The organism is Oscillibacter hominis (genome assembly GCF_014334055.1).
GTDB classification, from domain to species: Bacteria; Bacillota; Clostridia; order Oscillospirales; family Oscillospiraceae; genus Oscillibacter; species Oscillibacter hominis.
In genome coordinates, this window is sequence record NZ_CP060490.1 from 202,694 (window position 1) to 228,254 (window position 25,561).

Sequence of the window (25,561 nt, forward strand, 5' to 3'; positions counted from 1 at the left end):
TTTTAATACGATGAACCGAGCCGGAAAAAGCGGGAACCATGCGTGCTTCTATGAGCTGGACCTCCAATCTGGCGGGTTGTCAAAGGGCTGGGGACCGTATATAATGGACATGACATTTGCCCGGGAGGAGAAGCCTATGTCTGACGTGACCCGATACATAGAAACCCACTCTGAGAACCCTGCTTACAACCTTGCCCTGGAGGAGTATGTACTGACCCATCGCACTGATGGAAACTACCTGATGCTGTGGCAGAATGACAACACCATCGTCATCGGACAGAACCAAAACGCAGAGGCGGAGATCAACCGCGCCTTCGTGGAGAAGCATGGAATCCATGTGGTGCGCCGCACCACCGGCGGCGGCGCGGTCTATCATGACCTGGGGAACCTGAACTACTCCTTCATCACCGACGCGGCGGAGAACGACCGCATGGCCCAGCGCTTTACAGCCCCTGTGGTGCGTGCCCTCCGGGAATTGGGGGTGGAGGCGGAGGCCTCCGGCCGCAACGACATCCTGGCGGAGGGAAAGAAGGTCTCCGGAACCGCCCAGCGGCTCACGGGAGGACGGATTCTCCACCACGGCACGCTGCTCTTTGACGCAAACCCCGGCATGGTGGCCGGTGCCCTGAACGCAGACCCCCTGAAATTCCAGTCCAAAAGCGCCAAGTCCGTCCGCAGCCGGATCGGGAACATCCGGCCCATGCTGAAAAAGGACATGACGCTGAGGGAGTTCTGGGACTACCTGAAGGGCGCCTTGGCCGCCGGGGGGCTGGAGGATGCGGCGCTCACGGAAGAGGAGCTGGCGGAGGTCCGCCGGCTGAAGGAGACAAAGTACGACACCTGGGAATGGAACTTCGGCGCCTCTCCCCGCTATGGGCTGGAAAACCGCCGCAAATGGGACGGCGGCATCCTGGAGGTCCGGCTGGCGGTGGAGCAGGGGCACATTGCCCACGTGGTCTTTTACGGGGATTTTTTGGCCCTGTGTCCTTTGGACGGCCTGCGGCAGGCCCTCTGCGGAGTTCCGTTTCGCCGGGAGGACGTGGCCGCGGTGCTGGACCGGTTCCCCTTAGGGCGCTGCTTTGGAGGAATTGCCCGGGAGGAGATTCTGGATACCATATTTGACCTGCGGAAGATTGAGAAGGAGGAAATGAAATGAGCAATACATCCATTCTTGTGGTGGGCGGCGGCCCCGGCGGCTATGTGGCGGCCATCCGCGCGGCCCAGTTAGGCGCCGACGTGACGCTGATCGAGCGGGAGCACCTGGGGGGGACCTGCCTGAACGTGGGCTGCATCCCCACCAAGTGCCTGCTGCACAGCGCGGAACTCCTCTCCCAGATCCGGGAGCAGGGCGCGGAGATCGGCGTCAGGGTCACCGGGGCGGAGGTCGATTTCCCCCAGGTCATCGCCCACAAGGACGCCGTGTCCAAAAAGCTGACCGGCGGCATCGCCAATCTGCTGAAAAACAACAAGGTGGCCCGGGTGGACGGTACGGCGGAGTTCACCGCCCCCGGGAGGCTGCTGGTGAAAAAGAGCGACGGCACAGAGGAAGAGATGACAGCGGACAAGATCATCCTGGCCACCGGGTCCATCAATGCGGTGCCTCCCATCCCCGGCATCCGGGAGAATGAAAACTGCATCGACTCCACCGGGGCGCTGAGTCTGGATCATTTGCCCGCCAGTATGATCGTCATCGGCGGCGGCGTCATCGGCCTGGAGATCGCCTGCGCCTATGCGGCCTTCGGCACCAAGATCACTGTGGTGGAGATGATGCCCGCCATGCTGCCCATGATGGATGGAGAGCTGACCCGCCTGGGCCAGCGCCATATGCGCAAGATGGGCATTGATTTCCACCTGGAGACCCCGGTGCAGTCCGTGGAGGCCGTGGAGGGCGGCGTGCGGGTCAACTGCAAGGATAAAAAGGGTGAGGACGTCTCCTTTGAGGCGGAGAAGGTGCTGGTGGCGGTGGGCCGCCGGGCCAACACCGAGAGATTGAACCTGGCCGCGGGAGGCATTGAGAACGACCGGGGCCGCATCCTGGTCAACGACCGGATGGAGACCAACGTGCCCGGCGTTTACGCCATCGGCGACTGTGTGTTCGGCCGGGCCCAGCTGGCCCACACCGCTTCCGCCATGGGCGAGGTGGCCGTGGAGAACGCCATGGGTCTGGACGCGGCTTACGATGAGTCCACCAATCCCACCTGTGTCTACATTGAGCCGGAGTGCGCCGGCGTGGGCCTCACCGAGGAACAGGCCAAGGCCCGGGAACTGGATTACATCGTGGGCAAGTTCCCCATGGCCGCCAACGGCAAGGCTCTTATCCTCAACGGCGGCGAGGGACTGGTGAAGATCATTGCCAACCGCTCCGACAATAAGGTGATCGGCATGCACATCATCGGGCCCCGGGCCACGGACCTCATCTCCGAGGGTGCTCTGGCCATCCGCATGGGCGCCACCGTGGACGACATCATCGAGACCATCCACTCCCACCCCACCGTCACCGAAGCGGTGCGGGAGGCGGCGCTGAATGTGGAGAAACGTGCCATCCACAGCCGCAATTGACACCATTTCCGGCTGTTTTCCCAGGGAACAGGAAGAACAATTTCGTCCGAAAACTAATGAAAATTCCGTCAGAATGGAAGCATCCGGGAAAAAATAGATATCAGAAAAAACAAAATCACAAGATACAGCAATTTTTTAGCGCTTCCTTCTATTTACTAACTGCTCTTGTGTGCTATGCTTAGGGTAGCCTAAGAAAGGTATGATCAGCGTTTCCACCCCGAACAGACGGCGCCACGGCGCCGGGGAGGAGACAGGAAAGGGATTTTCAGCATGTATACAATGGGAATCGATGTGGGTTCCACCGCCTCCAAATGCATTGTACTGAAGGATGGGCATGAGATTGTGGGCAAGTCCCTGGTCTCGGTGGGCGCCGGCACCAGCGGCCCGGCCCGTGCCATTCGCGAGGTGTTGGAAAACTGCAATATGAAGCGTGAGGATATGGGCTATGTGCTGGCCACCGGTTATGGCCGCAATTCGCTGGAGGGCATCGCCGACCAGCAGATGAGCGAGCTGAGCTGCCACGCGCGCGGCGCCTATTTCCTCTTTCCGAAGGTGCGTACGGTCATTGATATCGGCGGACAGGACGTGAAAATCCTGGAGATTGAAAACGGCATGATGGTGAACTTTGCCATGAACGACAAGTGCGCCGCCGGAACCGGCCGCTTTTTGGATGTGATGGCCCGGGTGCTGGAGGTGAAGGTGGAGGATTTGGCCCCTCTGGGCGCCCAGTCCACCGTGGAGGTGGGCATCAGCTCCACCTGCACCGTCTTTGCCGAGAGCGAGGTCATCAGCCAGCTGGCCAAGGGCACCGACAAGCGGGATATCATCAACGGCATCCACCGCAGTGTGGCCAGCCGCGTGGTGGGCCTGGCCCACCGCATCGGTGTGCGGGACGAGGTGGTCATGACCGGCGGTGTGGCCCAGAACTACGGTGTGGTCAACGCCCTGCAAAAAGAGCTGGGCCACGAAATCCACACCTCGCCCCTGACCCAGTACAACGGTGCGCTGGGGGCCGCATTGTTTGCCTATCAGCGCTATCAAAAGGAGCAGGAGGCGTGAGCGCCCCCTGCATGAAAATAAGAAAATTATTGAAAAAGAGTAGGGAGGAAAACGATCATGGCAAAAACAGTTAGCCCCGGCGTAGCTGCGCTGCGCAAGGTGGTGGATGACGTTCATGCAGACGCCCGTAAAGCCCATGCGGAGGGTAAGTTGGTAGGCTGGTCCAGTTCCAAGTTCCCCTGTGAGCTGGCGGAGGCCTTTGACCTGAACGTCATGTACCCGGAGAATCAGGCCGCCGGCATCGCCGCCAACCGCGACGGCGAGCTCATGTGCCAGGCCGCCGAGGACCTGGGCTTTGACAACGATATCTGCGGCTACGCCCGCATCTCTTTGGCCTATGCCGCCGGAAAGCGCGCGTCCCGCAAGGTGGACCTGGAGACCGGCGAGTACGTCATCAACCCCAACAGCGGCAAGCCCCTCAAGGACGAGAACGGCAACGTGGTCATCGACCCCGAGACCGGCAAGCCCAAGAAAGACCCCAAGACCATGCAGCCCTATACCGTGCTGGATGACATTTATGAGATCGAGGCGCTGCCTGAGGGCCGGGAGAAGGAGCTGCGCAAGGCGGCCATCAAGCCTTACCGCCAGATGCAGATTCCCCAGCCCGATTTCGTGCTCTGCTGCAACAACATCTGCAACTGCATGACCAAGTGGTATGAAAATATTGCCCGGATGCGCAACATCCCCCTGATCATGATTGACATCCCCTACAACAACACCGTGGATGTACATGATTCCAACGTGGCCTATGTCCGCGCCCAGTTTGACAATGCCATTCACGAGCTGGAGAAGCTGACCGGCAAGAAGTTCGACGAGAAGAAGTTCGAGCAGGCCTGCGCCAACGCCAACCGCACCGCCAGCGCCTGGCTCCGGGTGTGCGACTACTTACAGTACAAGCCCGCTCCCTACAGCGGCTTTGACCTCTTCAACCACATGGCGGATATCGTCACCGCCCGCGGCAAGGTGGAGGCAGCCGAGGCCTTTGAGCTGCTGGAGAAGGATCTGGCCGAGGCGGTCAAGACCGGGAGCACCACCACGCCCTTCCCCGAGAAGTACCGCGTCATGTTCGAGGGCATCCCCTGCTGGCCCAAGCTGCCCAACCTGTTCAAGCCCCTGAAGGCCAACGGCGTCAACGTCACCGCTGTGGTGTACGCACCGGCCTTCGGCTTTGTCTACAACAACATCGACGAGATGGCCCGTGCCTACTACAAGGCCCCCAACAGCGTCTGCATCGAGCAGGGCGTGGATTGGCGCGAGGGCATCTGCCGGGACAACAAGGTGGACGGTGTTCTGGTCCACTACAACCGCTCCTGCAAGCCCTGGTCCGGCTACATGGCCGAGATGCAGCGCCGCTTCACCGCGGACTTGGGTGTGCCCTGCGCCGGTTTTGACGGCGACCAGGCCGACCCCCGCAACTTCAACGAGGCCCAGTACGAGACCCGCGTGCAGGGCCTGGTGGAGGCCATGGAGGCCATGAAAGACAAGAAAGCCAAGGAGGAGAATGCGTGATGAGTATTGATACTTTGGTTCAGGAGTTCAGCCAGATTGCGGCCAACCCCAAGGCCCAGCTGGAAGCCTATAAAAAGCAGGGCAAAAAGTGCATCGGCGTGATGCCCTACTATGCCCCCGAGGAACTGGTGGATGCCGCCGGCATGGTGCCCTTCGGCATGTGGGGCAGCAACGACAAGACCATCAGCCGCGCCAAGGAATACTGCGCCACCTTCTACTGCACCATCGCCCAGCTGGATTTGGAGATGCTGTTAGACGGCACCATGGACCTTTTGGACGGCGTCATCACCCCCACCATCTGCGATACCCTGCGCCCCATGAGCCAGAACATCCGCGTGGCCATGAGCGAGAAGCTGCCCTGCATTTTCCTGGCCCATCCCCAGTACCGCAGGCCCGAGTTCGGCCTGAAGTTCTGCGTGGACCAGTACACCAACGTCCGCACCGAGCTGGAGAAGATTGCCGGCGCGCCCATTGCGGACGAGGCGATCCTCAACTCCATCAAGGTCTATAACAAGAGCCGCGCCGCCCGCCGTGAGTTTGCCAAACTGGCCAACGAGCATTGCGACGTCATCACCCCCACCAAGCGCAGCGCCGTTTTGAAGGCCGCCTGGTTCATGCCCAAGGCGGAGTACACAGAAAAGCTCCAGCAGCTCAACAGCGAGCTGAAGGCCCTGCCCGTGTGCAAGTGGAAGGGCACCAAGGTGGTCACCTCCGGCATCATCTGCGACAACCCCAAGCTGCTGGAAATCTTTGAGGAGAACAACATCGCCATTGCCGCCGACGACGTGGCCCACGAGAGCCGCGCCTTCCGTGTGGACGCTCCCGAGTCCGGCGATCCCATCCTGGCGCTGGCGCATCAGTTTGCCGATCAGGACTATGACGTGCTGCTCTACGACGAGCACTCCAGCGAGAACCGCCGGGGCGAGTTCGTGGCCAACCTGGTCAAAGAGAGCGGGGCCCAGGGCCTGGTGCTGTTCATGCAGCAGTTCTGCGATCCCGAGGAGATGGAGTACCCCTACCTGAAGAAGGCCCTGGACAGCGCCGGCATCCCCCACATCAAGCTGGGCGTGGATCAGCAGATGCGCGATTTCGGCCAGGCCCGGACCGCCATCCAGGCATTTGCCGACGTGATCTCCCTGTAAGTTCAGAGTGTGACCCGGAAACGATAAATTTATATAAGGTGGTATTTTATGAGCACATTCGGTTACTCGATGCCCTCCTATTTTCAGAACATGCCGCAGATCGGCACAGCTCTGAACGCGGTGAATGAGGAGAACGCAAAATCCCTGAAGGATATTGAAAGCGAGCTGGAGGCCAAGTCCGAGGCTGCCCTGAGCGCGGGCCGCTCCGACGAGTCCCTCAACGCCGCCGGCCAGATGACCGCCCGTCAGCGCGTCAAGCTGCTGGTGGACGAGGGCACCTGGTGCCCCCTGAACAGCCTCTACAATCCCGGCGACAACAAGGACGGCAGCACCGGCGTCATCACAGGCCTCGGCAAGATCCACGACAAGTGGGCCGTCATCATCGCCTCTGACAATAAGAAGCTGGCCGGCGCCTGGGTGCCTGGCCAGGCATTGAAGCTGACCCGCGCCACCGACATCGCCAAGCAGCTGCGCATCCCCCTGGTCTACGTCCTCAACTGCTCCGGCGTGAAGCTGGATGAGCAGGAGAAGGTCTACGCCGGCCGTGTGGGCGGCGGCACCCCCTTCTACCGCCATGCCGAGCTGGAGCAGATGGGTATCCCCGTCATCGTCGGCATCTACGGCACCAACCCCGCCGGCGGCGGCTACCACTCCATCAGCCCCACCATCCTGATCGCCCATGAAAAGGCCAACATGGCCGTGGGCGGCGCCGGCATCGTGGGCGGCATGAACCCCAAGGGCTATGTGGATCAGGAGGCCGCCCAGGCCCTGATCGATGCCACCGTCAAGGCCGGTAAGGTGGATCCTCCCGGAGCCGTACATATCCACTTTGGCGAGACCGGCTTCTTCCGCGAGGTCTATGCCGAGGAAGAGGGCGTTTTGGGCGCCATCAAGAAGTACATGGATGCCATCCCCGCCTACAACGAGAACTTCTTCCGCGTGGATGAGCCCAAGCAGCCCGCCCACACCGGTGAAGAGCTGTACTCCCGCGTGCCCCTGAACCAGCGCCGCGCCTACGACGTCCGTGAGGTGCTGGCCTGCCTCTTTGACAACAGCGAGTTTTTGGAGTACAAGAACGGCTACGGCCCCGAGATCGTCTGCGGCCTGGCCAAGGTCAACGGGCTTTTGACCGGCGTCATCACCAACTATCAGGGCCTGATCCCCAACTACCCCGACTACCGTGGTGAGGGTGCCATGGGCGTGGGTGGCAAGCTGTATCGCCAGGGCCTCATCAAGATGAACGAGTTCGTCACCATGTGCGGCCGTGACCGCCTGCCCATTGTGTGGATCCAGGATACCACCGGCATCGACGTGGGCGATCCCGCCGAGAAGGCCGAGCTGCTGGGCCTGGGCCAGTCTCTGATCTACTCCATCGAGAACTCCAAGGTGCCTCAGCTGGAGATCACCCTGCGCAAGGGCACCGCTGCCGCCCACTATGTCATGGGCGGCCCCCAGGGCAACAACACCAACGTGTTCAGCCTGGGTACCGCTGCCACCGAGGTCTACGTCATGCACGGCGAGACCGCTGCGGCCGCCATGTACGCGCGCCGTTTGGTGAAGGATCAGAAGGAGGGCAAGGACCTGGAGCCCACCATCGAAAAGATGAATAAGCTGATCCAGGATTACACCAAGAACTCCCGTCCCGACTTCTGCGCCAAGGTGGGCTTTGTGGATGAGATCGTAAAGCTGGATGAACTGCGCCGCTATATCTGCGCCTTCGTCGGCTCCGCCTATCAGAATCCCCAGTCCATCTGCCCCTTCCACCAGATGATGACGCCCCGCATTCTCCGGGACTGGGATAATCTGAAGAAATAAGCTGAGGTGAGTATATGTCCGGTATAGAGTCACTGGGCGTATCTCTCGTCAGTATGGGTATCGTCTTTACCGGCTTGATCATTCTGATGGTCATTCTAAAACTGTTCCCCCTTGTCTTCCGCGTCAAGGCGGCGCCGGAGCAGGCCGGGAAGACGGATACCGACGACGGTGAGCTGATTGCGATCCTGACGGCCGCGATCTACGCCTTTGAGCAAAAGAGAAAAGCCAACCCCATGGTCCGCAGCGGCGGAGATACCTATCGCGCTGTTGCAACCGACATTGTTGTAACCGATCCTATGGTGCGTGACTGTGTGCACGTGAATCAGGACTAAGGAGAGAATCGAACTATGAGAGCTTATACCATTACTGTCAATGGCAAGACCTATGACGTCGAGGTGGCTGAGAAGGAAGTCGACGGCGGCGTCCAGATCCAGAAAGTGACCCCCGTGGCTGCCGCCCCCAAGGCCGCCGCTCCTGCTCCCGCCGCGGCTCCCGCACCTGCGGCCGCCCCTGCCGCTCCCAAGGCCGCCGCTCCCGCCGGCGGCGCCGGCGTCCTGACCGCCCCCATGGTGGGCAAGGTGCTGAGCATCCCCGTCAAGGAGGGTGACGCGGTGAAGGCCGGCCAGGTGGTGCTGACTTTCGAGGCCATGAAGATGGAGAACGAGGTCATGGCCCCCGCCGCTGGAACCGTGCAGAAGGTTTTTGTCAGCGTCGGCGCCGACCTGGAGGCCGGCCAGCAGCTGGTGCAGATCGGCTGATTACCGCGCTTCTCAATTTCTTTCATAAGCGGCAAGCGCCGCCCCATTCGATTGGGGCGGCGCTTGCCGCTTTTTTCATGCAAAAGGGCGGGAAAAAGATCATCCCGGCCAATTATAAGGCCGGGATGATCGGTGCTTATTTCTTCTTCGGCAGCTTGATGAAGACCTGACCGGGGTCGATCTCCTCGCGGATGACGCGGATGATCTCCTCGCTGGGGCCGTCCATCAACTGGGCACGGGAGACGTCCACCTCGAACCCGGTGTTCTCCTGAACCATCTCAGGGGAGGAGAACGGATAGTAATAGGCCAGGTACATGCGCTTGGTGTCCTCGTCAAACTTCATGATGCCAAGGTCAGTGACCACCATCTGGGGGCCGCGGTTGCCGGGCAGGCCGGCGCGCTCACGTCCGCCGGGGCCGTCCATCCAGCCGCAGCTGGTGATGTAGTCGATCTTATCCATGAAGCGGCGCTTCTGGTGCTGCATCATGATGATGGTGTTGCAGTATGTAGCGATTCCGTTGGCGCCGCCGGAGCCGGTGAACCGGGTCTTGGGGTTGTGGTAGTCGCCGATGCTGGTGGAGTTCACGTTGCCGTAGGGGTCGATCTGGGCGCCGCCGATGAAGGCAATCAGACGGTCTTCGTTGTGGAGCCACTCATTGGCCTCAAAGCCGATGAAGCGGATGTTGGGCCACTGCACGGCGCAGTGGGCCATGAAGCGGTTGTCGCCCACGCTGCGGGGCACTTCGATGGGAGCGCAGTCCATCAGGCCGCTCTCCACGATGGGATGGCAGGAGGGGCAGACCACCCGCTTGGCCAAAGAGGCGCCGATCAGGGGCAGGCCGGTGCCGACAATGACGATCTGGTTCTCCTGGATATTTTTAGCAATGGCGTATGCCTGCATTTCTTGTTTTGTATAATTGCTGTATTCAGACATGATTGATGCCCTCCCTTTACTGAATCTTACCGGCATAACCCAGGCCGGGGACGTTCTTCAGCTTCATCAGCCGGGAACCGCCGATTTTATCCAGCAGTTCGTCGTGATCCTTCGCACTGTACACCCACTTGTTCAGGAAATCCTGGAAGGTCTCAGGGATGGCGGTGCCGTCGGCGGCAGCCTGAGCGGCCTTTCTGGCCTTGACGGCAGCCTCAGCGGCCTTGGCGTCATCGGGGTTCTTGGCAGCGGCCTTCTCCGCCTTGTCCGCGGCCTTGGCCAGCTGGGCCTTGGCGTCCTCGGCATCCTGATACTTGGAGGCCTTGTCATACTCCACCAGGGCGTCGGGGTCGTCGTCATAATAGCCGTAGCACTGGGCGGGCCATGCGCCGTAGGGGGCGTGGACCACGGCGCACACGCACTCGCCGAAGATGCGGGTCAGGGTGGGGTCGCGGCGGATGTACTCGTCGGAGACCAGCTCCTCACAGGTGACGATGGTCTTCTTGGCGGCAATGGCGATGTCCACATCGTGGAACTCGTCGCCCTCGATGATGCAGGTGCCGTCGGGGGAGGCCTTCTGAACGTGGATGATGGCGGTATCCAGCTTGGGCACAGGCACGGCCACAACCTTTTCACCGGGGTTGAAGGGGTTGTCGACCATGACGAACTTGTCGTTGTCCACGGTGTCCAGCTCAGCGCGCTTTTCCTTGCTGATGCCCCAGAACTCCGTCAGGCCGGAGCCCTGCATCAGGCGCACGGGCAGGAAGGGCAGACCCAAAGACGCAGCGTGCAGCTGAAGCATCAGCACGTCCTGGCTGTAGTCTTCATAGGTCAGCTTGCCGGACTCAATGGCCGCGCGGAACCGGCGGGACACGTTGGTGAAGCCGGAGTTGGCGGTGTAGCAGTTGATGTATGCCTTGACACGGCCTTCGCCGATCAGCATATCCCAGTCACCGCCGGCAGGGCCGGCCCAGACAGTGAAGTCCTTCTGGCCCTGGCGGAGAATTTCGTAGACCGCCGCATAGGGCTTGCGGTTCGTGGTGAAACCGCCGAAGCTAATGGTATCGCCGCTGTTGACGTACTTTGCGATTGCTTCGGAAAGTGTGCATACTTTTCCCATAAAAAAGCCTCCAACCATTATTTTCTGTTGCTGTGAGTTCTTTTTTCAGCAAATTCAGACAAACCTCTTGTATTTTCTCATAGACTCAGATACTATAAGAATACCACACAAGCAAAGTTAGTAAATGTCTTGTTGCGCTAAAAAATTAACGTTTCTTGCGTTTTATTTCTTTGTGCAGATAGAAGAGGAAGGAGCAGCGGTATGATGCAATTGCCGGCCTTTTACCTGAAGATGAGCCGGGATGACTCCTGGTATATGGATCGGCCGCATTTTCATGAAAGCGTGGAGTTTCTGCTGCCGGTGTCCAGCGGGGATCAGCTGTTTGTGGAGAATGAGGCGTACCCGCTGCGGCCGACGGTGCTGTTTGTCCTGCCGGATGCCACGCTCCACAAGACGCTGGCCTCAAAGCCCTATAAGCGGTTTGTGCTCCATGTGCCGGTGCAGACCCTGGATTTTTTATCCACCTCCCAGACCAACCTCAGTGAGCGCATCCATAACACCCAGTATATGGTGGAGTTAGGCGACCGGGCGGAGTACTTCCGGGACCTTTTGGGCCAGCTGGAGAAGCGGTGCGAGGCCCACAGTATGGAATTCGGCGCGGACATCGAGGAGCTTTTTTTACTGACCAAGTTTTTGATAGAGGCGCTGAGCCTGGCCAAGCCCCGGAAAAGGGAGCCGGAGCTCCCCAAGCACAGCATGAAGAGCAACTCCCTCCAGATCAGCGCTGTGCTGGACTACCTCCAGGAGCATATGACGGAGAAGCTGACGCTGGATCAGATCGCCTCGGAATTCTATATCAGCAAGTACCACCTGAGCCATTGCTTCAAGGCTGCCACCGGGTTTTCGGTCATGGAATACCTCATCAGCAGCCGGATCCTCAAGGCGCGGCTGCTCCTCCAGGACGGCGTCCGGGTCCAGGCGGCCGGAGAGGCGGTGGGCTTTCAGAGCAACGAGCACTTTATCCGGACCTTTACCTCCATGACCGGGATTTCCCCCAAGCAGTACGCCCGGCAGTTCTCCGAGGGAGACAGACAGTAGAAAGGAACAACGATGAAGAGAACTTGGATCGGGGTGGTTTTGATCCTCGCCCTAATGCTGCCGATACTGTCCTCCGCCGCGCAGGCGTCAGGCGGCGTCCTGCTGGCCCTTGGGGACAGCATTACCACCGGGTATGGGCTTGCCGATGACGCGGAGCAGTGCCGCAGCCTGTCCTTTGCCGCCCGGGCGGCGGAGGAACTGGGCCTTGCCTGGGACAACCGGGCCGTGAACGGCGCAGACACCGCAGACCTGAGGGCGCTGGTGGAGGGCGGAACGATAGATGACGCGGTGGAAAGCGCCGCCGCCATCTCCATTACAATCGGCGGGAACGATTTGGCCAATCTCTTGCTGGAACGGGTGTCGGCCGGCCTGGGCGAATCGGTCTGGGAGGCCCAGACCCGGCTGATGGGCGGGGACGCCCAAGCCATCCAGGTCGCGGCGGCGATCCTGCTCAACTTCATCCGCCCGGAGAACAATGCGGACCGGCAGGCCCTCCAATCGGCGCTGGAGCGCTGCCGGGAGAACCTGTCTGCCGCCGTGGCCGCGCTGCGGGCGAAAAACCCTTGGGCCCCTGTAGTGGTGGCCACTCAGTACCACCCTTATCGGTGGATGGAAGAGGGACTGTTTCTCCAGCTGGCCAGGGAGGCGGGGCTGTGCGTCCAGCGCCTCAACGAGGTGATCCGGAGCATGGACGGCATATGGATTGCCGATGCGTACAGCGCCTTTGATGCATCGGCGGAGCGGTTGTGCAATGCCTCGCTCAGCCCCCTGAACCTGGACTTCCATCCCAATGATGCGGGGCATCAGGTGTTGGCGGAGCAGCTTGTGGCCGTGCTGAGGCCCTTTTCGGACGTGGCGTTTGACGCCTGGTGCGCCGGGGAGGTCCGCTTTGTCAGCGCTCGGGGCTGGATGAACGGCAGGACGGACGGAACCTTTGGACCAGGGGATGCGGTGACCAGGGCCCAGATGGCCGTGGTATTGTGGCGGATGTCGGGCGCACCGGCACCCCGGAACGGGGCGGCGCTTTCCGATCTGCCGGCCTGGTGCGCCGGGGCTGTCTCCTGGGCCATGGAGCAGGGGATTGTCACCGGCTATGAGGACGGCTCTTTCCGGCCGGATCAGAGCCTCACCCGGGAGCAGCTTTCCGCCATGCTGTACCGATGGAAAGGCGGCCCGGAGTTCCGGGGAAACCTGAGTGGCTTTCCGGATGGCGAAGCGGCCTCTCCCTACGCCGTGCCTGCCTTGGGATGGGCCGTGGAAGAGGGAATCCTTCGGGGCGATAAACAGGGGATGCTCCGCCCGGGGGACATGGTCCGGCGGGACCAGCTGGCGGTGATCCTGTTCCGCTGCGCCCAAACGCATGCGGTTCTATAGGAGTGTAAGAGACCTGTGAGCTTTCACAGGTCTCTTTTTGTGGCCATTTGCCTGATCGGATTGGATATCATCGCTTTTGACACTCATATAAACCACTATGAGAGAAAAATCCAATTGGACTTTCCAGGAAAAGGACGGTACAGTCAGTATGGCCCGATACGGCAAAGGATGGAGGGATTTTGTGACGCTGCTGACGCTCAAGGGAATCAGGAAACACTTCGGCCCGATCCAGGCCTTGGACGGCGTGGACGCGGAGATCGTCAGCGGCTGGATCACCGCCATCGTGGGTGACAATGGCTCCGGCAAGTCCACGCTGATCAAAATCCTGTCCGGGAACCTGGAGCCTGACAGCGGAACCATCTGTACCCCGGCGGGCGGCTATCCCCGGCTGAGTATCCGCCAGTCCATCGAACTTGGTATCCGGACCGTGTACCAGGACCTGTCGCTGGACAACTATAAAAACAGCTATGAAAATGTCTTTTTGGGCTGTGAGCCCATGCGCTGCGGCGTGCTGATCGACCGGCGCACCATGCGGCGGGAGACCAGGCGGCTGCTGGACCAGCTGGAAATTCACATCCCGGACCTGGAACTGCCGGTGCGGAACCTCTCCGGCGGCCAGCGGCAGGGGCTGGCCATTGCCCGGGCCCTGCGCACGCCGGGAAAGGTCCTTTTGCTGGACGAGCCCACGGCGGCAATGGGCATCCGGGAATCCCACAACACGCTGGAGCTGCTGCGCCGCCTGCGCAGCCAGGGTATGACCCAGGTGCTGGTCAGCCACAACCTCTACCAGGTGTTTGACGTAGCGGATCGGGTGGTGGTGATGCGAGCGGGGCGCTGCATTGCCGACGTGATGACCGCGTCCTCCAGCCCGGAGGCGATCCACACGATGATTTTGCAGCAGGAGAGCGAAGAGAGATGAAAAAACACTTTGCCCGCCATGCCTCTGTCTGGATTTTAGTGGCCTTCTGCCTGCTTTTGGCAGGATTTTTAAGTTTGCGCACCGGTTCCTTTTTTTCCTCGAAGAACGTGGTCAACATCCTGGAGGCCAACTCCTACCGGATGATTCTGGCCGTCGGCATGACCTTTGTGGTGGCATCGGGGGCCATCGACCTTTCCGTGGGGTCCATCCTGTCCCTCAGCGCCATTGTGATGGCCCAGGCCATGCACGGCGGCTGGAGCGTGGCGCTGTCCGTGGCGGCGGGGCTTATTGTGGGCGGGGCCTTGGGCACCGTCAATGGGACGCTGATCCACCTGACCCGGATCAACGCGCTGATCGTCACCCTGGCCACCTCCTTTCTCTACCGGGGGCTGGCGCTGATGCTGACGCTGGGCGCGCCGGTGACCAAGTTCCCCCAGGCCTTCCGGAGCTTTGGCTACGGGGACCTCTTCGGCATGGAATCCGGCGTGACCATGGCGATTTTGCTGATTGCCGCGGCCTTCCCCCTGATGTACAAAATGCGCTGGGGGCACTACCTGACGGCCCTGGGAGGCAATCCGGAGGCTCTGAAGCGCAGCGGCGTGAGCACGGGCCGATACCGCATCGGCTGCTTTGCCGCCATGGGCGTGCTGGCGGCTTTGGCGGGGGTCATCATCACCGCCCGGCTCAATTCCGCCGAGCCCAACGCGGGGCTGGACATGGAGATGGACGCCATCACGGCGGTCATCATGGGCGGTACGCCCCTCTCCGGCGGCAGTGCGTCCCTGGCGGGCACGGCGGTGGCGGTATTCCTGCTGGGCATGATCCGAAACGGCCTCACGCTGATGAGCGTCTCGTCCTATTATCAGCAGTTCATCACAGGAGCGATCCTGCTGTGCGCAGTGGTGTCGGCGGAGCTGCGCCAGCGGCGGCAGCGGGTCGGCTGAGCAAATGGTTATGAGGGGGTTCCCCTGCATAATAGATTCAATTTTACTTTGGAGGAAACGCATATGAAACGGACATTGACACTCTTGCTGTCCCTTGCAATGGTAGTGGCCCTGCTGGGCGGCTGCGGAAACGGCGGAGCATCCAGCTCCGGCAGCGCATCCGGCTCCGGCAGCGGCTCTGGAAGCGCCGCGTCCGGCAGCCAGGCTCCGTCCGGAGACGACATAGTGAGCCAGCTCTACGACTCCGTGGACCAGGCCCTCTCCGCACAGCTGGGCCAGGTGCCCACCGCCAGCGGTGAGGAGAAGTTCGGCGCGGTCATCATCTCTCTCACGAACCCGTTCTGGGTGACCATGAAGGACTGCTATGAAGCGGCCGCCCAGGAGCTGGGCGTCAGCATCGACGTTCAGACCGGCACCACCGAAGGCGATACCCAGTCCCAGTTGGATGTGCTGATGACCATGGCGGACATGGACTACGACGTGATCCTGGTCTCTCCCATCGACGGCACCAACCTGATCCCCGGCATTGTCAAGTGCAATGAAAACGGCGTCAAGGTCATCAACCTGGGGCCGGGCGTGGACACGGACGCCCTGGCGGAGGCCGGCGGCCACCTGGACGGCAAGATCACCGTCAACTTCAAAGAGCAGGGCCAGACCGTGGCAAATGACATCATTGCCCGTCTTCCCTCCGGCGGCGAGGTCGCCATTTTGCAGGGCCTGACCGGAGCCGGCCAGTCTGAGGGCCGCACCGCGGGAGCCGCGGAAGTGCTGGAAGCAGCCGAAGGCATCGACCTGGTGGCCTCCGTTCCCTGCGACTGGGACGCCACAAAGGCCTATGACGCCACCAAGGACATCCTCACCGAGCACCCGGACCTGAAGGCCATTTTTGCCTGCAACGACGTGATGGCTCTGGCCGCAGTGGAGGCGCTGGGCGCCGAGGGCCGCAGCGATGTGCTGGTGTACGGCGTGGACTTCACCGATGACGCCCGTGCCGCCATGAAGGAGGGCACCATGACCGGCTCCATGTCCTACTCCAGCGTCAAGTACACCGAGGCCGCCCTGAAGATGGCCATTGCCATGGCCCAGGGAACGGAGTACGCCGATCCCATCTACCTGCCCCTGACGCTGGTGAGCGTGGACAACGTAAGCCAGATGGACGACTGGAAATAATGGACTTTCTGGCGGAAACGGCCCTTCTGACCCACGGGCTGCGGTCCATATCCAATGAGGAGCTGCGCTCCGCCTGGACCGTCAGCCGGCCCTGTCTTGCATGGGTGGAGCGTGGAACGCTCCGGGTGGGTACCATGGAGGAATACCTGCCCTTCCGCTCCAGGGGAGAAGAGGTGGGCCGCATCGACTGCGAGCACTTGGAGGATGCCCTGAAAAGCGGCGCCTCCGGAGCGCTGACGGCCTCCGGCACCATGGCCGCGTGCCACCGCTTAGGCGTCTTTCTTGCGGTGAGCTGCGGTATCGGCGGCATTGGGGACATCCGGGGCGAAGAGCTGTGCCCGGACCTTCCGGCGCTGGTGCGCTACCCGGTGGCCCTGCTGGCCACGGCACCCAAGGATATGCTGGATGTGCCCGCCACCTTCGGGTGGCTGTGGCAGCACGGCGTCCACGTGGCGGGAAGTGAGTGCACGGGCTATCTCTTTCACAGCACATGCGTGGCCTTGGACGAGGGCCTTGCCGGCTATGGGACGGCGGAGGCGGTCAGACGCGCTGCGGAGCGCGGCCTTTTGCTGCTCCGGCCCATCCCGGAGGAGGAGCGGATCGCGGACCTCTCCATCCTGCACGCGGCCATCTCCGCCGGAAAACAGGCGGAAGCCCTGGGGAGCTACTATCACCCGGCGGCCAACGGCGAAATCGACCGGCGCACCGGCGGGGAATCCTCCCGGATGCAGCTGAGGTCCTTTCTGGCCAATGTCCAGGCCGCCCTGGAGCTGAACTAAGGAAAAAAGAGACTGCCGGCGAACCGGCAGTCTCTTTTATTACCTTCCGTCCCTCTCCCCGCCCAGCGCGTCGGGGTGACGCCTGATCCACACCATGCGGGTCACATAGAGGATCAGCAGCACGCCCCAGGAGAAGGCCTCGGCGTAGGCGATGATCCTGCTGCCAAAATACACGGCCAGGCCATAGGAGGCCGCGATGCGGACGGCCAGCGACACGATGCCCGCCACGCTGGAGTAGAGCACGTCCCCAAGCCCCTCCAGGAAGCCGCGGACCGCGGTCGCAAGGCCGAAGGCCACATAGAAGCAGGCAATGTGCAGGAAGAAGTCACGCCCGATCTCCGTGGCCTCCCGGCCCACGCCGAACATGGCGATCAGATACCCTCCTGTGGGGATGACCAGGGCGGTCATCCCAAGGGACACAATGGCCATCAGCACTGTGCCCACGGAAAGGATGCTGCGGGTCCGCTGCCTCTCTCCCGCGCCGTAGCTTTGGGCCACGATGGTGGAGATGCCGGACCCAAGGTTGATGATGGGCAGCAGGATGATGGTGTCCACCCGGTACGCCGTGGTGATCGCCGCCACGGTCTGGGTCCCAAAGCCGTTCATAAAGTTCTGGAGCAGCAGGCTGCCGAAGGCGCTGACGCTGGATTGGATCATGGGCGGAATGCCCAGGCGGACGCCCTGTGCCAGCGCCTTGCGGTCCAGTGCCTTCCGGCTGAAGCGAAAACGCAGCAGCGGCTGCTTTTTTATGCTGTAAACCACAAGGAAAGCGGTCATCGCCGCCTGGGAGAGCACGGTCGCGGCAGCGGCTCCGCCGACGCCCCAGCGCAGCAGGAATACGAACAGGATGTCCAGGGCCACATTGACCACAGAGGAGAAGACAATGGCCAGGAAGGGGGCCCTGCTGTTGCCAACGCCACGCAGCGCCGCGGAGTATACGTTGTAGACCGCAAGGAAAGGGATGCCTGAGAGGACAATCCGGAGATAGGAGTCCGCCAGGGCCAGTGTGTCCTGGGTGGTGTGCATCAGACGCAGCAGCGCACTGGATGTGCCGATCCCCACGGCGGCCAGCACCAGGAAGATGGAGCCAAGGAGCAATGAGAAGGTGGAGAGCACCTTGGGGATGAACTCTGTCTGAGCGCTGCCGAATGCCTGGGCAAACAGGATGGAGAGCCCTAAGGTGAAGCCGGTGATGGTCATCAGATAAAAGTTGACCACCGTGCCGGTGGCGCCGATGGCGGCCAGAGCCAGTTCCCCCTCCACATTGCCCACAATGAACGCATCCGCCCAGTTGTAAAGCTGCTGCAGGATGCCGCTGAGGATGAGCGGAAGGCTGAATTGGATCAGCGTGCGGGCAATGGCGCGGTGCTGTCCGGTGTTCCTGATGTCTGATTCTTGCATGGTTCCACCTCACAGATCGTTGCGATGCGGCTGCGCCGGCGATAGGGCCGCCGGGCCTTTAAGGAAACTGCCGTATGCAAGAATTGCCTTGCATACGGCAGCGTTCAATCGCAGTTCATGGATGACAGTATATCAACTTTTGAATGGGAATTCAAGCTGGTGAAGCCATCACAGAGGAAATCAGGCGATGGCTCCGCCGTCCACATGAAGGACCGCGCCAGTGACATAGCTGGCCAGATCGCTGGCCAAGAAGAGGTAGGCGTTGGCCACCTCCTCCGGCTCTCCCATACGCCCCAGGGGGATGGAAGGCAGCAGGCGGTCCACCATGGCCTGGGGAAGGTTTGCCACCATATCCGTCCGGGTGACGCCGGGCGCCACAGCGTTGACGCGGATGTGGTAAGGCCCCAGTTCCCTGGCAAGGGATCTGGTCAGGCCGTTGACTGCGTACTTGGAGGTGGGGTATCCGCAGCCGGCGCTCTGGCCGTTGCGGGTGACCATGGAGCTGGCGTTGAGAATCACACCGCCGCCCTGTTCCCGCATGTAGACGGCCGCCACCTTGGAGCAGTTGAACAGAGCGGTCACATTCAGGCGGATGATCCGCTCAAAGTCCTCTGCCTTGTAGTCAAAGATGCTCTCCCGTGCAGAGATTCCCGCGTTGTTGACCAGAATGTCGATCCTGCCGAAGCGCTCCTTGACCTGGCCGAAGGCCTCCTCCACAGAGGCAAGATCGGATAAGTCCGGATACAGGCCCATGACGGGCGCGTTGGGATGCTCCTCTGCAAGCTTGCTTAGCGCTTTATCCACCGTCTCCTGCCGGGAGGCGAACAGCGCCACGGACGCGCCGTTTTTTAAATAGGTTTCCACCACCGCGTATCCGATCCCGCGGCTGCCGCCGGTGATAATAGCCACTTTCCCATGTAGCATGGAAAGCCCTCCTCGTTTTTTGTGAGTAAGTGTTCTGGACTCAGTATGTCCATCTTAGCAACAGAACATGTGTCTGTCAAATAGAACCGCGGCTGGTGTCGAATGCCGCCGGATATTTTCCCCTTTGCAGCGCAGGGAAAAAGCGGTATACTGAATTTAAAAAAGGAGGGATCGGCAATGCGGATGCAGGGTGCGATTTTTGACTGGAACAGCACGTTCCTTGACGAAACGGGGGTATTGCGCCCGGAGGTGCGGGCGTTTTTGACGCTGATGAAGTTAGAAGACGTGTGGATGTACCTGATTACAGCCCAGCGCCTTGAGACGGTGCGGCGGCTGGATGAGCTGGATCTGACGGATTACTTCCGGGGGATTGTGGCCGCGGATGAGGCCGAGGGCGACAGCGGGGAGCTGTGCTGGAAGGCGGCCCGGCGGATGAAGCTGCCAAAGTCCATGCTGGCGGTTTTCTCCGGCGACCCGGAGGTCCTGCGCTCCGCCAAGGCGGCAAAATTCCGGACTGTCGGGATTTTGGGCCGGGCGGCGGAAGAGGAGGTGCGATCCGCTGCCGACGAGGTGATGGAGGACTTTTCCTCCATGGTGGAGCGCTGAGTGAAAAAAGGAGCAGTGCGCATGCAGCGTGCTGCTCTTTTTTTGTGTCACGGGCGTGCCCTTTGCATAGAATGGTGTATCCAACAGGAGTGCCAACTGTGGTATGCCCCATACGGGGCAGGGAACGGCGGACAGGCCCGGTTTCTGTGGAAAAGTCGGTGAAAAAGGGGTGGGATTGCCAGGAAACGGGGTAGTAGACGATGCGTTTCACAGTTTTCTTGACATGACGGCGGGTCTACAGTACACTAAGCCCGGGAGGTGAGATCAGATGGAAAGAGCAAGGCAGGAACGCTGGGATAGGGCAAACCTGCGCACAGCCTGCACCAAGATGACGGTGGAGGACTACGAGGACTTCCGCATACTGTGCGTCGCGGAGGGAACCACGCCTTACGCCGTGATCCGCGCTCAGATCGCGGCATGGGTGCGCGAGCGGCTCGGCGACGGTTCAGATATAAGCCGCTGAGCCCTGGCGGCCCCTCCTTTTCAGAATCGGGGAGATGGTAGCGCAGCCGTCAAGGGCAAAGCAAGCGCCCCGCCGCCGCTGCGCGTCGGTTATGGCCGCCCCCGCCGCCGTGCGTGGGCTCGCCCCCGCCCGCCGGCGTGCCCGGCCAAACGCTCGGAACTCCGTGCGCCGGTGCGCCCTTGACTGCCGCGCTGGGGAAGGCGCACATTCTGAAAAGGAGGAACCACCATGATCTCAGCTAAGCTCACAAACGAAACCCGCAAGGCCGTCTATCGCCGCGACGGCTACCGCTGCGCCCTCTGCGACTCCACAGCGGGCCTCCAGGTGCACCACGTGGTGCGGCGCTCCCAGGGCGGCACGGACTATCCCCACAACCTGATCACGCTCTGCTGGCGCTGCCACGCCGTGGCCCACGGCACCCGCCTCCCGGAGTATGGAGACCTCCAGGGCGCGGAGGTGTGCCAGGACTGCGTGGAGTACCTGGCGGACTACTACGCCGACGAGGGCTTCCTCTGGTCGCCCTGGGCCAAGGTACAGCCCAGGCTCTACGGGGGGGACTGATGTCTCTCCCTTTTGACCGCCGCCCAAAAGCAAAGGATCGGGAGGCGGTGCGGCCTCACAATGGCAAAGGATCGGAAGGCTCCCCCTTATTGGCATAGAAGCGGTGGCTCCCCCCGCGCCGCCTGCGGGCGGCTTTGCGCTGTGCGCTGCCCCCCCGCAATGCCACATGCCCGGCTCCTGGCTCCGTGGGCCCGCCGGGCATGGGCCTGCGCGCTCCGCCGCGTGGCGGCTGCGCTTGCTCTCGTCGCGCCACCATTTGATGTGGGGGCGCGGTTGCGGCGCTCCTCGGGACGGGGGATGCTGGGATTCCGCCCGCTGCGGCGGGCGGCGGGGAACCTTTGCGTGCCCTTTGCATAGAATGCGGTTGCGGCGCTCCTCGGGACGGGGGATGCTGGGATTCCGCCCGCTGCGGCGGGCGGCGGGGAACCTTTGCGTGCCCTTTGCATAGAATGGTGTATCCAACAGGAGTGTGTTGTTATATGGCTTATTCAGATCGTGAATTATTGGCGCGTCTGATAGAATGCGAGGCGGGAGGAGAGGGTGACACCGGGATGAAGGCGGTGGCGGGCGTGGTGATGAACCGGGTCCATGCCACCGGCGGAGAGTATGCCCGCGTTGGGCAGGGCAGCATCCGCAACATCATTTTTCAGCCGGGACAATTTGTCTGTGCCAGCGAGACGGAGGGCGGGGCGTATAACCCGCAGAATATCTACAATATGCGCCCGCAGCAGATACACTATGACATCGCTGACTGGGCCATTGCAGGAAACCGTCTTCCGGATGTGGCGGAATCCCTGTGGTTTTACAATCCATTCTCTCCCAATTGCCGCCCCCAGTTCCCATCCAATGTGGGATATTTGCAGACGCGCATCGGCGACCATTGCTTTTACAATCCGACAGACGCTTACTACAAGACTTAAGAGGTGTCATTATGTATATGAATTCCAACAGTGCCCCGGGCTACTCCAATGTGGGAACCGGGAATTGGACCCAGGAGATGCGCCGGCTGGAGAATGCCGGTCAGAACGTGGTCCCCTTTACAGCCGGAACCCCGGTTCCCCGCACAGACGCAACCATGCCTATGCGCACTGGGACTGAGCTCGGTATGGCAAACATGGAGACCGGTGCAGCTACCACCGACAACGCGCTTCAGATGAGAAACAACCTGCCCTCTGATGTCGTTGAGGCTCCGGTTTCAAGAGAAGAGGTCTACAAGGGCTCCCTGAAGGCGATGCTGGCCAGAAACGAGGGCAACTATATTGTGGCCACGTTCCTGGTGGGAACTCAGAACATGGTGTCCTGGGAGGGAATCCTCTACGATGTGGGAAACGATTATGTCACAATTTATCAGGAACCCCGGGACCGCTACATCGTCAGCGACATCTATTCGCTGAAGTTCATGGAGTTTTACGATACACAGCGGCGGGACGCCTGCAACGAGCTTTTACAGCAGAGCGGGTGGAGGCAGTCCTGATCCGCTGTCAGCGGGAAAAGCAGCGCGGGATTTGTCCCGCGCTGCTTTTGTGAGTTGGGGTAAAGACGGATTGCAGAAAGAAAAGAACTGTGCTACGATACTCAAATAGAAGAGGGCAGGCTGAGAGAAGCAGCCGTATTTTCTCAAAACAAGGAAGTGAATGACAATGGAGTTTGCAAAACTGGCAAAAGGGCGCTACTCCCTCCGGAAGTTCAGCTCCCGCCCCGTTGAGCAGGAGAAGCTGGATCTTCTGTTGGAGGCCGCCCAAGCCTCTCCCACGGCGAAAAACTTACAGCCCCAGCGCATCTTTGTTCTGCGCAGCCCGTCGGCACTGGAAAAGGCAGGCCGATGCACGCCCTGCCACTTTGGCGCGCCGGTCATTTTGGCGGTGGGCTATGACGCCTCTGCGGCCTGGGTCCGCAGCGACGGGAAAAACCACGGGGAGATCGACGCGGCCATCGCGGCGGCCCACATCATGCTCCAGGCCGCCGACCTGGGCCTGGGCACCACCTATGTGGGGATGTTCGATCCGGTCAAACTGGAGCAGGAGCTTCCCCAGCTCCAGGGCGTGACGGTCATCGCCCTGCTGCCGGTGGGCTATGCGGCGGAAGGGGCGCATCCGGCCCATCTGCACGATCAGCGGAATCCTCTGGAGGATATGGTCACGTATCTATAAAATGAGAACAAACAGGGGCGGCCCGAAAGGGCCGCCCCTGTTTGTTATGACGCGGTGGGATAGAGGAGCCCCTCAATGGAGATGGAGCCGTAGAAGCTCCGCAGCTCTCCGTCCACCAGAATCTGGACGCTGTCCACAGAGTCCAGGGAGCAGAGGGAGTTGACCAGCGCGGTGACGGTGAGGGATTGCTGCTCCGGCGTCTGCGTGCTGTCTGTCAGCAGGGCGGAGGGCAGGTTCAAATAGCAGACGCCCTCCTCCTGCCAGACGGACAGCACGGAGAACTGCTCCGGAAGGGCAGAGGAGAGGCCCTTGCCATGGGGCCCTGACACCAGTGCGTTGATGAGGGACAGGGCCTGAGTATCGCCCTCATAGAGCTCCAGGGTGCGCTGCTCCGGGACGAGGCTGCCGGCGCCGTCCAGGAAGTAAAGGGACACATCAAGGGTCCGGATTACGTCCGCGGTGCTGGAGAGCAGCACGTCGTGGGCAGTGAAGTTCTGGCTGTTGCGATAGGCCAGGGGCTGGCCCTCCACCGTGATGGAGACCACGGTGATCTCCGGCAGCTGGGTCAGAGTCAGCGTGATGCAGTAGTCGGCAATGGTCAGGGCAATGCCGGAGAGGGCGCCATAGGGGGCAGACAGGTCCACGTGGGCGTGCTGGCCGCTGATTTCCAGGCCCAGGAGCTTTGTGCCGGCGGGGATGGGACTGCGCAGAGCCGCGGTGTCCGGCCCCTCCAACAGCACGGTGAGCAGGGCTTCCGCCATCTCCCGGGTGGGGAGGGGGTCGAGCTGAGTCACTGGGATGGTCTCGGCGCTGATTGCGTCGCCGCCTTGCACCATCTCCAGATCCTCCACGGCATAGTAGAGCTGATAGACATCCTCGTCGGAGGGCTGGGACTGCCTGACCGCATAGGCGCAGCCGGTGACCAGAAGCGTCAGGGCACAGAGAAGGCATGCCATTCGTTTTCTCATTCGCCTTGCCTCCCTTCCCCGGCGGCGGGCCAGCGGACGGTGAACACCGTTCCGCCGCCTGAGCGGTTGGCTGCGGCGATGGAGCCACCCCGCCTGCGCACCGTGTCGCTGACAATGGCCAGCCCCAGCCCGGTGCCGCCTGCGGCCCGGGAGCGGGCCTTGTCCACCCGGTAGAAACGTTCAAAAATCCGGGGCAGGTCTTCCTCCGGGATACCGATGCCGTTGTCCTCCACCGCTAAGACCACCTGGTCCGCCTCGTTTCCCAGCCGCAGCTGGACCCAGCCGCCTTCGCTGCTGTACTTGACGGCGTTGTCCAACAGGTTGTAGATCACCTGATGGATCTCGTCTCGGGTGGAGAGGACGAAACAGGGAGAGTCGGGAGCCTGATAGGTCAGGCTGATGTTCTTTTCCGTGGCCACCAGTTCCATCATCCGCATCACCTGCTGCACCACCGGCAGCAGTTCCACCTCCGTGGCAGGGGCAAGCAGGTCGCCGTCCAGCCGGGTCAGCTGCAAAAGGTCCTCGGTGATGCGGCTGAGGCGCTCGGCCTCCCGCTCGATGTCGGCCACAAACTCCCGGGTGGTGTCCGGGTCGATGTCCTCCGTCTGGAGGATGGAGTCCGACAGCAGCCGGATGGCCGCAAGAGGCGTCTTCAGTTCGTGGGAGGCATCGGAGACAAAACGCCGCCGGGCCGTCTCCGTTGTCTGGAGCCGGTCAGTGAGGCTGTTGAACTCCGTGGCGATCTGGGCGATCTCGTCGTGGCCGTGGATTTCGGCTCGGTGGCTGTAGGCGCCTTCCCGGACCTTCCGGATGGCGGAGAGCAGGTCGCTGATCTGACGGGTCAAGGCCCGGGACAAAATGGCCGAGAGGGCCAGCACCAGCAGCCCCACCACCAGGGAGAGGCTGCGCAGGTTGCTCTGAAAGCCCCGCAGGAGGCTGGCCTGCACCGTATCGTACTCATAGGCGTAGACGGAGCCGATGACCTGGTTCTGATAGAGCACGGGGGAGGAGGCCCGGCTGCGGAAGGCGTCGTCGCTGAAGCTGCAATAGAAGGTGTCGTTGCCGTCCAGGGCCTGGACGATCTCTGTGTAAAGGGCATAGGAACCCACGGCACCGCCGGTTTCCCGGGTGTCGTAGAGGACCTTGCCCCTGGCGTCGGTGACCAGGATGCGGGAGATTCCCGTCTCCTCCACCACCGTCATGGCCGTGGTCACATTTTCCTCGGTCAGCCGGTCCAGGCCGCTGAGGGCCGAGACCATCACCGTCACGTTGTTTTGCAGCGTGCTCTGCTTGGATTGGAACACCAGGTTTTCCGAGACGATCAGCGGATAGGTGTTCAGCAGGATCAGCACGGCAATGATGACAAGGATG

26 protein-coding genes are annotated in these 25,561 nt (G+C 61.5%); 20 read left to right on the forward strand and 6 right to left on the reverse strand.

What is annotated here, in order from left to right:
- Positions 1-136: 136 nt before the first annotated feature.
- From H8790_RS00980 to H8790_RS01015, 8 genes are all read left to right on the forward strand, one after another.
- Positions 137-1,156: a lipoate--protein ligase gene (locus H8790_RS00980; protein WP_187333245.1), complete on the forward strand. Its 1,020-nt coding sequence runs from the start codon at positions 137-139 to the stop codon at positions 1,154-1,156.
- Positions 1,153-2,559, forward strand: coding sequence for a dihydrolipoyl dehydrogenase (lpdA, locus tag H8790_RS00985; RefSeq protein WP_187333246.1), 1,407 nt, complete (start codon positions 1,153-1,155; stop codon positions 2,557-2,559). The genes H8790_RS00980 and lpdA overlap by 4 nt, the downstream gene beginning before the upstream one ends.
- A 270-nt stretch (positions 2,560-2,829) precedes the next feature.
- Positions 2,830-3,618, forward strand: a complete 789-nt coding sequence (gene hgdC, locus H8790_RS00990; protein ID WP_187333247.1) for a (R)-2-hydroxyglutaryl-CoA dehydratase activase HgdC — start codon at positions 2,830-2,832, stop codon at positions 3,616-3,618.
- Between the two features lie 57 nt (positions 3,619-3,675).
- A complete protein-coding gene (gene hgdA / locus H8790_RS00995; protein WP_187333248.1) occupies positions 3,676-5,127 on the forward strand; it encodes a (R)-2-hydroxyglutaryl-CoA dehydratase subunit alpha in 1,452 nt (483 codons plus the stop codon).
- The gene (gene hgdB, locus H8790_RS01000) at positions 5,127-6,269 is read left to right on the forward strand and encodes a (R)-2-hydroxyglutaryl-CoA dehydratase subunit beta (protein WP_187333249.1); all 1,143 of its coding nucleotides are present in this window, start codon (positions 5,127-5,129) and stop codon (positions 6,267-6,269) included. Before hgdA ends, hgdB begins: the two co-directional genes overlap by 1 nt.
- A gap of 48 nt (positions 6,270-6,317) precedes the next feature.
- Entirely contained in the window at positions 6,318-8,084 is a 1,767-nt protein-coding gene (locus H8790_RS01005) for an acyl-CoA carboxylase subunit beta (RefSeq protein WP_187333250.1), read from the forward strand.
- A gap of 14 nt (positions 8,085-8,098) precedes the next feature.
- The gene (locus tag H8790_RS01010; protein WP_187333251.1) at positions 8,099-8,416 is read left to right on the forward strand and encodes an OadG family protein; all 318 of its coding nucleotides are present in this window, start codon (positions 8,099-8,101) and stop codon (positions 8,414-8,416) included.
- A gap of 15 nt (positions 8,417-8,431) precedes the next feature.
- The gene (locus tag H8790_RS01015; RefSeq protein WP_187333252.1) at positions 8,432-8,842 is read left to right on the forward strand and encodes a biotin/lipoyl-containing protein; all 411 of its coding nucleotides are present in this window, start codon (positions 8,432-8,434) and stop codon (positions 8,840-8,842) included.
- A gap of 136 nt (positions 8,843-8,978) precedes the next feature.
- Here the strand turns inward: H8790_RS01015 and gctB are convergent, their stop codons facing one another.
- Positions 8,979-9,776: a glutaconate CoA-transferase subunit B gene (gene gctB / locus H8790_RS01020; RefSeq protein WP_187333253.1), complete on the reverse strand. Its 798-nt coding sequence runs from the start codon at positions 9,774-9,776 to the stop codon at positions 8,979-8,981.
- Between the two features lie 16 nt (positions 9,777-9,792).
- Positions 9,793-10,893: a glutaconate CoA-transferase subunit A gene (gene gctA, locus H8790_RS01025; protein ID WP_187333254.1), complete on the reverse strand. Its 1,101-nt coding sequence runs from the start codon at positions 10,891-10,893 to the stop codon at positions 9,793-9,795.
- A 201-nt stretch (positions 10,894-11,094) separates the two neighbouring features.
- On the opposite strand from gctA, the gene H8790_RS01030 reads away from it, so the two are divergent.
- From H8790_RS01030 to H8790_RS01055, 6 genes are all read left to right on the forward strand, one after another.
- Positions 11,095-11,931, forward strand: a complete 837-nt coding sequence (locus H8790_RS01030; protein WP_187333255.1) for a helix-turn-helix transcriptional regulator — start codon at positions 11,095-11,097, stop codon at positions 11,929-11,931.
- A 12-nt stretch (positions 11,932-11,943) separates the two neighbouring features.
- On the forward strand, positions 11,944-13,305 hold the full coding sequence (locus H8790_RS01035) for an S-layer homology domain-containing protein (RefSeq protein ID WP_187333256.1): 1,362 nt from the start codon (positions 11,944-11,946) through the stop codon (positions 13,303-13,305).
- A gap of 181 nt (positions 13,306-13,486) precedes the next feature.
- Positions 13,487-14,224, forward strand: coding sequence for an ATP-binding cassette domain-containing protein (locus tag H8790_RS01040; RefSeq protein WP_187333257.1), 738 nt, complete (start codon positions 13,487-13,489; stop codon positions 14,222-14,224).
- Positions 14,221-15,168 (forward strand): ABC transporter permease, encoded by a 948-nt coding sequence (locus H8790_RS01045; protein WP_187333258.1) that lies wholly within the window; start codon positions 14,221-14,223, stop codon positions 15,166-15,168. Before H8790_RS01040 ends, H8790_RS01045 begins: the two co-directional genes overlap by 4 nt.
- Positions 15,169-15,231: 63 nt before the next feature.
- Positions 15,232-16,338, forward strand: a complete 1,107-nt coding sequence (locus H8790_RS01050; protein ID WP_187333259.1) for a sugar ABC transporter substrate-binding protein — start codon at positions 15,232-15,234, stop codon at positions 16,336-16,338.
- Positions 16,338-17,117 (forward strand): pseudouridine-5'-phosphate glycosidase, encoded by a 780-nt coding sequence (locus H8790_RS01055; protein ID WP_187333260.1) that lies wholly within the window; start codon positions 16,338-16,340, stop codon positions 17,115-17,117. The genes H8790_RS01050 and H8790_RS01055 overlap by 1 nt, the downstream gene beginning before the upstream one ends.
- 39 nt (positions 17,118-17,156) lie before the next feature.
- Here H8790_RS01055 and H8790_RS01060 read toward each other — a convergent pair whose 3' ends face one another.
- Positions 17,157-18,518, reverse strand: a complete 1,362-nt coding sequence (locus H8790_RS01060) for an MATE family efflux transporter (RefSeq protein ID WP_187333261.1) — start codon at positions 18,516-18,518, stop codon at positions 17,157-17,159.
- A gap of 180 nt (positions 18,519-18,698) precedes the next feature.
- On the reverse strand, positions 18,699-19,442 hold the full coding sequence (locus tag H8790_RS01065; RefSeq protein ID WP_187333262.1) for an SDR family NAD(P)-dependent oxidoreductase: 744 nt from the start codon (positions 19,440-19,442) through the stop codon (positions 18,699-18,701).
- A gap of 177 nt (positions 19,443-19,619) precedes the next feature.
- Between H8790_RS01065 and H8790_RS01070 the strand changes: the two genes are divergently transcribed.
- From H8790_RS01070 to H8790_RS01095, 6 genes are all read left to right on the forward strand, one after another.
- Positions 19,620-20,048, forward strand: a complete 429-nt coding sequence (locus H8790_RS01070; protein WP_187333263.1) for an HAD family hydrolase — start codon at positions 19,620-19,622, stop codon at positions 20,046-20,048.
- A gap of 268 nt (positions 20,049-20,316) precedes the next feature.
- Positions 20,317-20,511, forward strand: a complete 195-nt coding sequence (locus H8790_RS01075) for a hypothetical protein (RefSeq protein WP_187333264.1) — start codon at positions 20,317-20,319, stop codon at positions 20,509-20,511.
- 228 nt (positions 20,512-20,739) lie between these two features.
- The gene (locus H8790_RS01080; RefSeq protein WP_187333265.1) at positions 20,740-21,072 is read left to right on the forward strand and encodes an HNH endonuclease; all 333 of its coding nucleotides are present in this window, start codon (positions 20,740-20,742) and stop codon (positions 21,070-21,072) included.
- A gap of 479 nt (positions 21,073-21,551) precedes the next feature.
- Complete coding sequence (locus H8790_RS01085; RefSeq protein WP_187333266.1) at positions 21,552-21,992, forward strand: cell wall hydrolase; 441 nt, start codon at positions 21,552-21,554, stop codon at positions 21,990-21,992.
- Positions 21,993-22,003: 11 nt separating this feature from the next.
- Positions 22,004-22,546 (forward strand): hypothetical protein, encoded by a 543-nt coding sequence (locus H8790_RS01090; RefSeq protein ID WP_187333267.1) that lies wholly within the window; start codon positions 22,004-22,006, stop codon positions 22,544-22,546.
- Positions 22,547-22,712: 166 nt separating this feature from the next.
- Positions 22,713-23,222, forward strand: coding sequence for a nitroreductase family protein (locus H8790_RS01095; RefSeq protein WP_187333268.1), 510 nt, complete (start codon positions 22,713-22,715; stop codon positions 23,220-23,222).
- 44 nt (positions 23,223-23,266) lie between these two features.
- Here H8790_RS01095 and H8790_RS01100 read toward each other — a convergent pair whose 3' ends face one another.
- Both H8790_RS01100 and H8790_RS01105 read right to left on the reverse strand, forming a co-directional pair.
- Entirely contained in the window at positions 23,267-24,190 is a 924-nt protein-coding gene (locus H8790_RS01100; RefSeq protein ID WP_187333269.1) for a GerMN domain-containing protein, read from the reverse strand.
- Positions 24,187-25,542, reverse strand: a complete 1,356-nt coding sequence (locus tag H8790_RS01105) for a sensor histidine kinase (protein ID WP_187333270.1) — start codon at positions 25,540-25,542, stop codon at positions 24,187-24,189. Before H8790_RS01105 ends, H8790_RS01100 begins: the two co-directional genes overlap by 4 nt.
- Positions 25,543-25,561 lie beyond the last annotated feature (19 nt).

Coding starts and splice junctions, on each gene's coding strand:
- H8790_RS01010 (WP_187333251.1), top strand. CDS start 8,099: ATGTCCGGTATAGAGTCACTGGGCGTATCTCTCGTCAGTATGGGTATC.
- H8790_RS01050 (WP_187333259.1), top strand. CDS start 15,232: ATGAAACGGACATTGACACTCTTGCTGTCCCTTGCAATGGTAGTGGCC.
- H8790_RS01060 (WP_187333261.1), bottom strand. CDS start 18,518: ATGCAAGAATCAGACATCAGGAACACCGGACAGCACCGCGCCATTGCC.
- H8790_RS01035 (WP_187333256.1), top strand. CDS start 11,944: ATGAAGAGAACTTGGATCGGGGTGGTTTTGATCCTCGCCCTAATGCTG.
- H8790_RS01095 (WP_187333268.1), top strand. CDS start 22,713: ATGGAGTTTGCAAAACTGGCAAAAGGGCGCTACTCCCTCCGGAAGTTC.
- gctB (WP_187333253.1), bottom strand. CDS start 9,776: ATGTCTGAATACAGCAATTATACAAAACAAGAAATGCAGGCATACGCC.
- H8790_RS01045 (WP_187333258.1), top strand. CDS start 14,221: ATGAAAAAACACTTTGCCCGCCATGCCTCTGTCTGGATTTTAGTGGCC.
- lpdA (WP_187333246.1), top strand. CDS start 1,153: ATGAGCAATACATCCATTCTTGTGGTGGGCGGCGGCCCCGGCGGCTAT.
- H8790_RS00980 (WP_187333245.1), top strand. CDS start 137: ATGTCTGACGTGACCCGATACATAGAAACCCACTCTGAGAACCCTGCT.
- hgdC (WP_187333247.1), top strand. CDS start 2,830: ATGTATACAATGGGAATCGATGTGGGTTCCACCGCCTCCAAATGCATT.
- H8790_RS01100 (WP_187333269.1), bottom strand. CDS start 24,190: ATGAGAAAACGAATGGCATGCCTTCTCTGTGCCCTGACGCTTCTGGTC.
- H8790_RS01030 (WP_187333255.1), top strand. CDS start 11,095: ATGATGCAATTGCCGGCCTTTTACCTGAAGATGAGCCGGGATGACTCC.
- H8790_RS01005 (WP_187333250.1), top strand. CDS start 6,318: ATGAGCACATTCGGTTACTCGATGCCCTCCTATTTTCAGAACATGCCG.
- H8790_RS01055 (WP_187333260.1), top strand. CDS start 16,338: ATGGACTTTCTGGCGGAAACGGCCCTTCTGACCCACGGGCTGCGGTCC.
- H8790_RS01085 (WP_187333266.1), top strand. CDS start 21,552: ATGGCTTATTCAGATCGTGAATTATTGGCGCGTCTGATAGAATGCGAG.
- H8790_RS01080 (WP_187333265.1), top strand. CDS start 20,740: ATGATCTCAGCTAAGCTCACAAACGAAACCCGCAAGGCCGTCTATCGC.
- H8790_RS01075 (WP_187333264.1), top strand. CDS start 20,317: ATGGAAAGAGCAAGGCAGGAACGCTGGGATAGGGCAAACCTGCGCACA.
- hgdB (WP_187333249.1), top strand. CDS start 5,127: ATGAGTATTGATACTTTGGTTCAGGAGTTCAGCCAGATTGCGGCCAAC.
- H8790_RS01090 (WP_187333267.1), top strand. CDS start 22,004: ATGTATATGAATTCCAACAGTGCCCCGGGCTACTCCAATGTGGGAACC.
- H8790_RS01015 (WP_187333252.1), top strand. CDS start 8,432: ATGAGAGCTTATACCATTACTGTCAATGGCAAGACCTATGACGTCGAG.
- hgdA (WP_187333248.1), top strand. CDS start 3,676: ATGGCAAAAACAGTTAGCCCCGGCGTAGCTGCGCTGCGCAAGGTGGTG.
- H8790_RS01065 (WP_187333262.1), bottom strand. CDS start 19,442: ATGCTACATGGGAAAGTGGCTATTATCACCGGCGGCAGCCGCGGGATC.
- gctA (WP_187333254.1), bottom strand. CDS start 10,893: ATGGGAAAAGTATGCACACTTTCCGAAGCAATCGCAAAGTACGTCAAC.
- H8790_RS01070 (WP_187333263.1), top strand. CDS start 19,620: ATGCGGATGCAGGGTGCGATTTTTGACTGGAACAGCACGTTCCTTGAC.